Source organism: Mycobacterium lehmannii (genome assembly GCF_001499925.1).
Lineage (GTDB): Bacteria > Actinomycetota > Actinomycetes > Mycobacteriales > Mycobacteriaceae > Mycobacterium > Mycobacterium lehmannii.
The window spans coordinates 1-7,614 of record NZ_LQIR01000044.1; the positions used below are offsets into that span (position 1 = coordinate 1).

At 67.6% G+C, this 7,614-nt stretch carries 8 protein-coding genes; 5 read left to right on the forward strand and 3 right to left on the reverse strand.

Translation table 11 applies throughout. The annotated features are described in order from the left end of the window. Positions 1-116: 116 nt before the first annotated feature. On the forward strand, positions 117-617 hold the full coding sequence (locus AU192_RS19355; RefSeq protein ID WP_064399123.1) for a nitroreductase family deazaflavin-dependent oxidoreductase: 501 nt from the start codon (positions 117-119) through the stop codon (positions 615-617). Positions 618-629: 12 nt separating this feature from the next. On the opposite strand, the gene AU192_RS19360 is transcribed toward AU192_RS19355, so the two are convergent. Next, positions 630-1,100 (reverse strand): MarR family winged helix-turn-helix transcriptional regulator, encoded by a 471-nt coding sequence (locus tag AU192_RS19360; protein WP_064399125.1) that lies wholly within the window; start codon positions 1,098-1,100, stop codon positions 630-632. A 47-nt stretch (positions 1,101-1,147) separates the two neighbouring features. Further along, positions 1,148-2,347: an FAD-binding domain gene (locus tag AU192_RS19365; RefSeq protein ID WP_064399127.1), complete on the reverse strand. Its 1,200-nt coding sequence runs from the start codon at positions 2,345-2,347 to the stop codon at positions 1,148-1,150. Between the two features lie 127 nt (positions 2,348-2,474). Between AU192_RS19365 and AU192_RS19370 the strand changes: the two genes are divergently transcribed. The 3 genes from AU192_RS19370 to AU192_RS19380 are packed head-to-tail and all read left to right on the forward strand — an operon-like array spanning position 2,475 to position 5,475. Further along, on the forward strand, positions 2,475-3,257 hold the full coding sequence (locus tag AU192_RS19370; protein WP_064399130.1) for an alpha/beta fold hydrolase: 783 nt from the start codon (positions 2,475-2,477) through the stop codon (positions 3,255-3,257). 2 nt (positions 3,258-3,259) lie between these two features. Beyond that, a complete protein-coding gene (gene menD / locus AU192_RS19375; RefSeq protein ID WP_064399133.1) occupies positions 3,260-4,909 on the forward strand; it encodes a 2-succinyl-5-enolpyruvyl-6-hydroxy-3-cyclohexene-1-carboxylic-acid synthase in 1,650 nt (549 codons plus the stop codon). A 47-nt stretch (positions 4,910-4,956) separates the two neighbouring features. Further along, positions 4,957-5,475 carry a DUF3592 domain-containing protein gene (locus AU192_RS19380; protein ID WP_423202714.1) on the forward strand — a complete coding sequence of 173 codons (519 nt, stop codon included), beginning with the start codon at positions 4,957-4,959 and terminating at the stop codon, positions 5,473-5,475. Between the two features lie 3 nt (positions 5,476-5,478). On the opposite strand, the gene AU192_RS19385 is transcribed toward AU192_RS19380, so the two are convergent. Further along, positions 5,479-6,150 (reverse strand): DsbA family protein, encoded by a 672-nt coding sequence (locus AU192_RS19385; RefSeq protein ID WP_064399134.1) that lies wholly within the window; start codon positions 6,148-6,150, stop codon positions 5,479-5,481. Positions 6,151-6,282: 132 nt separating this feature from the next. On the opposite strand from AU192_RS19385, the gene AU192_RS19390 reads away from it, so the two are divergent. Then, positions 6,283-7,488, forward strand: a complete 1,206-nt coding sequence (locus AU192_RS19390) for a glycosyltransferase family 4 protein (RefSeq protein WP_082694073.1) — start codon at positions 6,283-6,285, stop codon at positions 7,486-7,488. Positions 7,489-7,614: the final 126 nt, after the last annotated feature.

Here is a 7,614-nt window from a genome sequence, read left to right on the forward strand (position 1 = left end):
GACCCCACACCGGCATCAAGGGAAAGTCACCTATCGAACGCCTCGACGTTCACAACCTGCCCGCGAAGAACAGCTAGCGATCGGCGAGCGGCCGCACGTGAGATACCGTCGCGGGAGTGGGCATACCTGAAGTGCGGCCCGACCCGCCGACGTCGTTCGTCCGTGCCGGCGCCCGTGTGATGGGACTGGGGCCCTCTCGGTGGTTTTTGCGCCGCATCGGATGGCGGCTGGATCGCGCGGTGATCAACCTGACCAATGGTCGCGTGTCGATGTCGCTGGTGATGCCGGAGGTGCTGCTGACCCACACCGGCGCCAAGACCGGCCAACAACGCAGCACGCCGCTGACCTACTTCACCGATGCCGGCCGTGTGATCGTCATCGCCTCCAACTACGGCGGCGACCGGCATCCCGCGTGGTTCCACAACGTCAAAGCCAATCCGCGAGTGACGCTGTCCGCGCGCGGCTACCGGGGCACCTTCATCGGCGAGGAGGTCACCGGAGCCGAACGTGACCGTCTGTTCGGCCTGGCCAAACAGTTCGTGCCGAACTACGCCGACTACGAGAAGCGCGCCGGAAAGCGGCGCATCCCGGTCGTCGCGTTCACCGAAGCGGCGTAGCCCGTCGCGGCCTCAGCGGCCGTCGGCCTGTGACCGCTCGGTCAGCTCCTGGTAGGCGGCGGTGAAGGCGCCTGCGCCTTGCATCAGCGCCGCGATGTCCGCCTCTGTCATGTGCCGGATCACCGGGCCGAACGCCTCGACGCGCAGCCCTATCAGCTCGTCGAGCACCGCGCGTCCCGCGTCGGTCAACTCGAGCAGCGTGGCGCGGCGGTTGGTGGGAGCGACCCGACGGGTGATGTAACCGGCATCGGCGAGGCGGTCGCTGAGCCTGCTCGCGGTGGACGGTAGGAGCCCTAGGTCGTCGCCCAACCCCGTGACGAGGCTCGGGCCCAGCCGCTCCAGGGCCTGCAGCGCGCGCAGCGGCGCGAGCCCGATGCGTTGCTCCATCTGCTCGAGCGCGGATACGTTCAGCGCGAGTAGCCCGCGGGTCGCGCGCTCGAGTTCCGACAGTTTGGCCTCGACGGCCGGGTTGGTCGACGGCACCGCTTCCTCCCGTCCCGCAACGGTATTCGACCCTGTGCCGGCGTGTGTCATCGTCGCGGCTTTCTATCGGGCAGCTCGTATTCTGGCAGGACGATGTCGTCGCGCAGGATCCGGCCCATCACCAGGTTCCCGACCGGCGGAATGTCGATGGTGCGTACCGCCAAGTTGCGCAACCAGATACCGAGCTTGGTCCGGGTCGCGAAGAAGGAGATGAACCGTTGCGCGCCGTCCTGTTTGGCGCCGATGAAGCCGCGCAACCGGTTCTCGTACGCTTCGAACGCGGCCCCGATGTCGTCGCCCGCCCGGGTCAGCTCACCGGCGAGGACGTAAGCCTCGGCGATGGCCAACCCGGTGCCCTCGCCCGCCAACAGTGAGACACACGCCGCCGCGTCGCCGATCAGCCCGACGCGGCCGGTCGACCATTTGTCCATGCGGATCTGGCTGACCACGTCGAGATAGATGTCTTCGACGTCGTCGAGGGCCTCGAGAATCCGCGCAGACTCCCAACCGGCATCGGCGAACTCCCTGCGCAGCAACGCTTTACAGGAATCGAGGTCTGTGGGCAGGGTGGGTGTCGGCGAGCGAAAGATGAACAGCACCAGGGTGCGGTCACCGCGCAGTGTGAACCTGCCGATCTGACGGCCGGGCACGTTGTGCGTCACGTACACCAGATCGTCGCACGGTCGGTAACCGTCGAGCACGCACGCCGCGACCTGGCAGCCGAGATAGTGCTCATAACGCGCATCCGGTCCGAAGGCCAGCGCCCGGACATTGGAGTGCAACCCGTCCGCGCCGATCACCATGTCGAATTGCCGTGGTGGGCGGTGCTCGAACGCGACCGTAACGCCGTCGGCCCGGTTGTCGAGTGCGGTGATGCTCTCGGAGTAGACGGTCTCGATGTCGGGCTCGACGGTCTGATAGATCGCAGCCGCCAGGTCGCCGCGGGGCAGGCTGATGTAGCGGTCGCGTAACGCACGGCGCATGGGATCGACCCGAAGCCGGGCCGACGCCCGGCCGTTGTCGTCGGCGATGCGCAGTTCGCGAACGCGATAGCCGGCCGCATGGAGGTCGTCCTCGATACCCATCTTCTGGGTGATGGCGTAGCCGAGGCCCCAGAAGTCGATCAGATAGCCACCGGTGCGAAAGGTCGGCGCCTTCTCGATCAGGGTGATGTCGTGGCCGGCGCACACCATCCAGTGGGCGAATGCGGGTCCGGCGACACCGGCGCCGCTGATTGCGACCTTCATTTGTCTTCCTCCTCGGAGTCATCGAGGGGTTCAGATATTCATGCTATGCGCATGTCATGCAAGATGCACGATCTGCCGAAGGGCCCGGACCGCGCCTAGGCTCGCGGACTTGAGTACCGTCGTTCGGGTGAATTTGGCCTTCGACGATCGCGGTAGCGGCCCATCGGTACTGTTCATCGCCGGTCACGGCGGTGCGGGCCGAACCTGGCACCTGCATCAGGTGCCCGAGTTCCAGCGCGCCGGTTACCGCTGCATCACGTTCGACAACCGCGGGGTGGGCGCCACCGAGAACGCCACCGGCTTCACCACCGAGACGATGGTGGCCGACACGGCGGCGCTGATCGAGAAACTCGACGCGGCGCCGGTGCGCATCGTGTCGGTGTCGATGGGCTCATACATCGCCCAGGAACTGATGGTGGCCCGGCCCGACCTGGTCGACCGGGCGGTGCTGATGGCCACCCGCGGCCGCGAGGACCGCACCCGCGAGTTCTTCCGCGACGCCGAGCGCGAGCTCGCCGCTTCCAACATGGTGCTGCCCACCAAGTACGACGCGAAACTACGCCTGCTGGAAAGCTTTTCGCCCAAGACGCTCAACGACGACGCCAAGGTCCGCGACTGGATCGACATGTTCGTCATGTGGCCCAGCAAGCCCACACCCGGCGGGCGCGCGCAGATCGAGGTCCGGCCGCAGGGCAACCGGCTGCCTGCTTACCGAAGTATTACGGCGCCCACACTGGTCATCGGGTTCGCCGACGACCTGGTCTTGCCCCCGCACCTGAGCCGCGAGGTCGCCGACGCGATCCCGAAGGGCCGCTACCTGGAGATTCCCGACGCCGGCCACCTCGGCTTCCTCGAGCATCCCGAGGCGATCAACAAAGCGGCGCTCGATTTCTTCGCCGATAAGCTGTAGTGGTGAACCCCTCGACCGCGCAGGCCCGCGTGGTCGTCGACGAACTGATTCGCGGCGGCGTACGGGACGTCGTGCTGTGCCCCGGATCGCGCAACGCCCCGCTGGCCTTCGCGTTACAGGACGCCGACCGCGCAGGACGGCTCCGGCTCCACGTCCGCATCGATGAACGCACCGCGGGATTTCTGGCTATCGGGTTGGCGATCGCCGAGCGCGCCCCAGTCTGCATCGCGATGACGTCGGGGACCGCGGTGGCCAACCTCGGACCCGCGGTGGTGGAGGCGAACTACGCGCGGGTGCCGCTGGTCGTGCTGAGCGCGAACCGCCCCTACGAACTTCTGGGCACCGGCGCGAACCAGACCTTCGAACAGCTGGGGTATTTCGGCACGCAGGTCCGGGCGTCGATCAGCCTGGGCCTGGCCGAGGAATCCCCGGAACACCTCGACGTTCTCAACGCGCAGTGGCGTTCGGCGGTATGTCGAATCCTGGTGGCGGCGAAGGGCTCTCGGTCCGCCAACGCGGGCCCCGTGCAGTTCGACATCCCGCTGCGGGAGCCGCTCGTGCCCGATGCCGACGAGACGGTGACCTACGTGCCGCAGGGCAGGCCCGGCGGCAAGCCGTGGACGTACACACCGCCGGTGTCCTTCGACCAGCCGCTCGACATCGACCTGACGCCCGACACCGTCGTGATCGCCGGGCACGGCGCGGGCGAGCATCCGAACCTGGCCGTCCTGCCGACCGTCGCGGAGCCGACCGCACCACCCGCCGACAACCCGCTGCACCCCTTCGCGCTGCGGCTGATGCGGCCCAAACAGGTCATCATGCTCGGCCGCCCGACATTGCACCGGCCGGTCTCGGCGCTGCTGGCCGACCCGTCGGTGCCGGTGTACGCGCTGACCACGGGTCCCCGCTGGCCCGACGTGTCGGGCAACTCGCAGGCCACCGGCACCCGCGCGGTCACCACGGGCGCACCGGACCCGGCCTGGCTCGCCAGGTGTGCCGAGGTGCACCGGCACGCGATGGAGGCGGTCCACAGCCAGCTGCGGGCGCACCCGCTCAAGACCGGCCTGCACGTGGCCGCCGCGGTGGCCGACGCCCTGCGGCCCGGTGACCAGTTGGTGCTTGGTGCGTCGAATCCGGTGCGTGACGCCGCGTTGGTCGGCATGGACACCCATGGGGTCAAGGTGCGGTCGAACCGCGGTGTCGCGGGTATCGACGGCACGGTGTCGACGGCCATCGGGGCCGCGCTCGCCCACGAGCGCGCCGGTGGCGGGAGCGGGTCGAACCGCACGATCGCGCTGCTCGGTGATCTGACATTCGTCCACGACAGCTCGGGGTTGTTGATCGGGCCGACGGAGCCGACGCCGCGCAACCTGACCATCGTGGTGTCCAACGACAACGGCGGCGGCATCTTCGAACTGCTCGAACAGGGCGACCCGCGGTTCTCCGACGTGTCGTCGCGGATCTTCGGCACCCCCCACGATGTCGACGTGGGCGCGCTGTGCCGGGCGTACCACGTCGAAAGCCGGCAACTCGAGGCCGACGACCTGGCCGAGGCGCTCGACGAACCCCACGACGGGATGCGGGTGCTGGAGGTGAAGGCCGACCGGTCGTCGCTGCGGGCGCTGCACGCGTCGATCAAGGCTGCCCTGTGAGCGGAACTGGACCGAAACGGACGGCCGTGGACCGCCTGCGAAAACCGATCCGGTGGACACGCAGGTTCCTGCCGCGGCTTGCCGCCGACCCGGACGAGTCGCGCCGTCAGCGAGTGTTCCGCCGCATCCGCGTTGGCATCGTGATCGCGGCATGCCTGGTGACCCTGCAGTCGGTGCTGATGGTGTTGGGCGCATGGCGCAATGACCGCCAGATCGAGCGGCACATGGGCGTCGCCGCCGCCGAGGTGCTCGACGCCGGACCCCGGCGGTCGACGATCGAGTTCGTCACCCCCGACCGCGTCACCTACCGTCCCGAGCTCGGTGTGCTCTATCCGTCAGAGCTCGAGACGGGGATGAACATCTACGTCGAGTACGACACGAACAACCCGGATCTCGTTCGCGTGCAGCACCGCAACGCGGCGTTGGCGATCATCCCGGCGAGTTCGATCGCGGTAGTCGGCTGGCTGATCGCCAGTGCCGCACTGGCCGCCCTGACGCTGATTGAGCGCAGAACCTCACCGCGTCCGACGCCGGATCGGGAAGCCGAGTTGTCGAGCGCGAGTTGACGATCAGGACTGGATCAGCTTGTCGAGCCAGTCGTTGTCGTAGATGTCGACCTTCTCGCCGGCGACCAGGTCGTATACGGTCGGCGTGCCGGTGGCCAAGGGATCGACGTCGAACAAGAAGCCGAAGTTGCTCTCGTCCATCTCGACGATGTTCACCGCGGACCCGCCACTGGCGACCCGCTTCACGGCCTCGCCGGGCATGCCCGCCGCGCTGGCCATGTCGGCCATTTCGTCGTCGGTCGGCCCCCGCCCGCCCGGATCCTGGTTGGCCCACAGCTCTTCGACGAACCGCTGGAACTGGGTGCCGCTCGCGCCGCTACCGGTGGCGAGGAACAGCGCGTTGCTCACCCGCGACGAGTGGCCGTCGGTCGCCTCGTCGAGGAAGATCAGTGGCCGGTACGTGACGTTGAGTTGACCAACCCCGATGTAGTAGGCGAGCTGATCGCCGAAATCGGCTTGTAGGTCCGCGCAATGGGTGCATTGCGGCTCGGTGAAGATCTCGATTCTGACCGGTGCGTCGTCGAATCCGGCCACCACTCCGAAACCGTCTTCGCTGACCTTCAAGGGAGCTTGGGCGGCGTCGCGCTTGGCGGTGCCGGCGACATGGTTGGTGCAGCCAACGGCGGCGAGCAGCACGGTGAGCGTCAAAATCGCCAGTGCTCGCGAGAACCGCATGTCAACCGCCCTTTCTCTGGTCGCACGATACTCGACGTGAACGCGCCGCAGCACCCGTTGGCGCACCAGCTTTTCGCGTGCCATATTCCTGGCCGCAACCCTGGCGACAGGATGCGCTGAGACGATTCGGTCGTGCGCGTGGCAATCGTCGCAGAGTCGTTCCTCCCGAATGTCAACGGCGTCACCAACTCGGTCCTGCGGGTGATCGAGCATCTGCGCCGCACCGGACATGAAGCCCTTGTCATCGCTCCCGACACACCGCGCGGTGAACCGCCCGCCGAATGCGTGCACGACGGCGTCCGCATTCACCGCGTGCCCTCGCGGATGTTTCCGAAGATCACCTCGCTGCCCCTCGGCGTACCCAGGCCCCGGATCGTCGGTGTGCTACGGGGATTCGATCCCGACATCGTGCACTTGGCGTCACCTGCATTGCTCGGGTACGGCGGCCTGCACGCCGCGCGCCACCTCGGTATCCCGACCGTGGCCGTATTCCAGACCGACGTCGCCGGATTCGCCGAGAGCTATGGTGTCGGCTTCGCCTCCCGCGCCGCGTGGGCGTGGACACGGCATCTGCACAGTCGAGCCGACCGGAATCTCGCACCGTCCACCGCCGCGATGGAAGACCTGACGGCGCACGGTATTCCGCGTGTGCACAAGTGGGCACGGGGTGTGGACATCACCGGTTTTGTGCCGTCGGCGCGCGACGACGCGCTGCGGCGGCGGTGGTCGCCCGACGGTAAGCCGATCGTCGGGTTCGTCGGTCGCCTCGCGCCGGAAAAGCACCTCGAACGGCTGGCGGTGCTCGCACGCCGTGACGATATGCAGCTGGTCGTCGTCGGCGACGGTATCGACCGCGCCAAGCTTCAAAGCCTTCTTCCCTCAGCGGTTTTCACCGGCGCCCTGTACGGCGGGGAACTGGCCGCCGCATTCGCCAGCATGGATGTGTTCGTGCATCCCGGCGAGCACGAGACCTTCTGCCAGGCCGTGCAGGAAGCGATGGCGTCGGGCCTGCCGGTCATCGCCCCGGACGCTGGTGGTCCGCGAGATCTCGTCGCCCCCTATCGCACCGGATTGCTGTTGGCGGTCGACGAGTTCGAGGCCCGCCTCCCCGATTCCGTCGAGCATCTGATCGCCGAGCGGCACCGGTATTCAATCGCTGCGCGCCGCAGCGTGCTGACCCGCACCTGGCCGGCGATCTGCGACGAACTCCTCGGTCACTACCAGGACGTGATCGCCGTATCCGGCCCTCCCCATTCCCGCGACGGTGCGCGTCTGCACCCGACACGCCGCGGAAATTCGTCACTTCGCGCACGGTCGCGCCCCAGCGAGAGTGCGTAACCGTCGACCTCGGGTGCTGATCAATCGCGCGACCGTTCTGCAGGCCTGTTTTGTCAGTGGTCGAATGTATGTTCGAGGCATGTCGGGAAGCGACCTGCAGGACGCGATCACCGCGTTGCGTGCGGC

Coding starts and splice junctions, on each gene's coding strand:
- AU192_RS19365 (WP_064399127.1), bottom strand. CDS start 2,347: ATGAAGGTCGCAATCAGCGGCGCCGGTGTCGCCGGACCCGCATTCGCC.
- AU192_RS19385 (WP_064399134.1), bottom strand. CDS start 6,150: ATGCGGTTCTCGCGAGCACTGGCGATTTTGACGCTCACCGTGCTGCTC.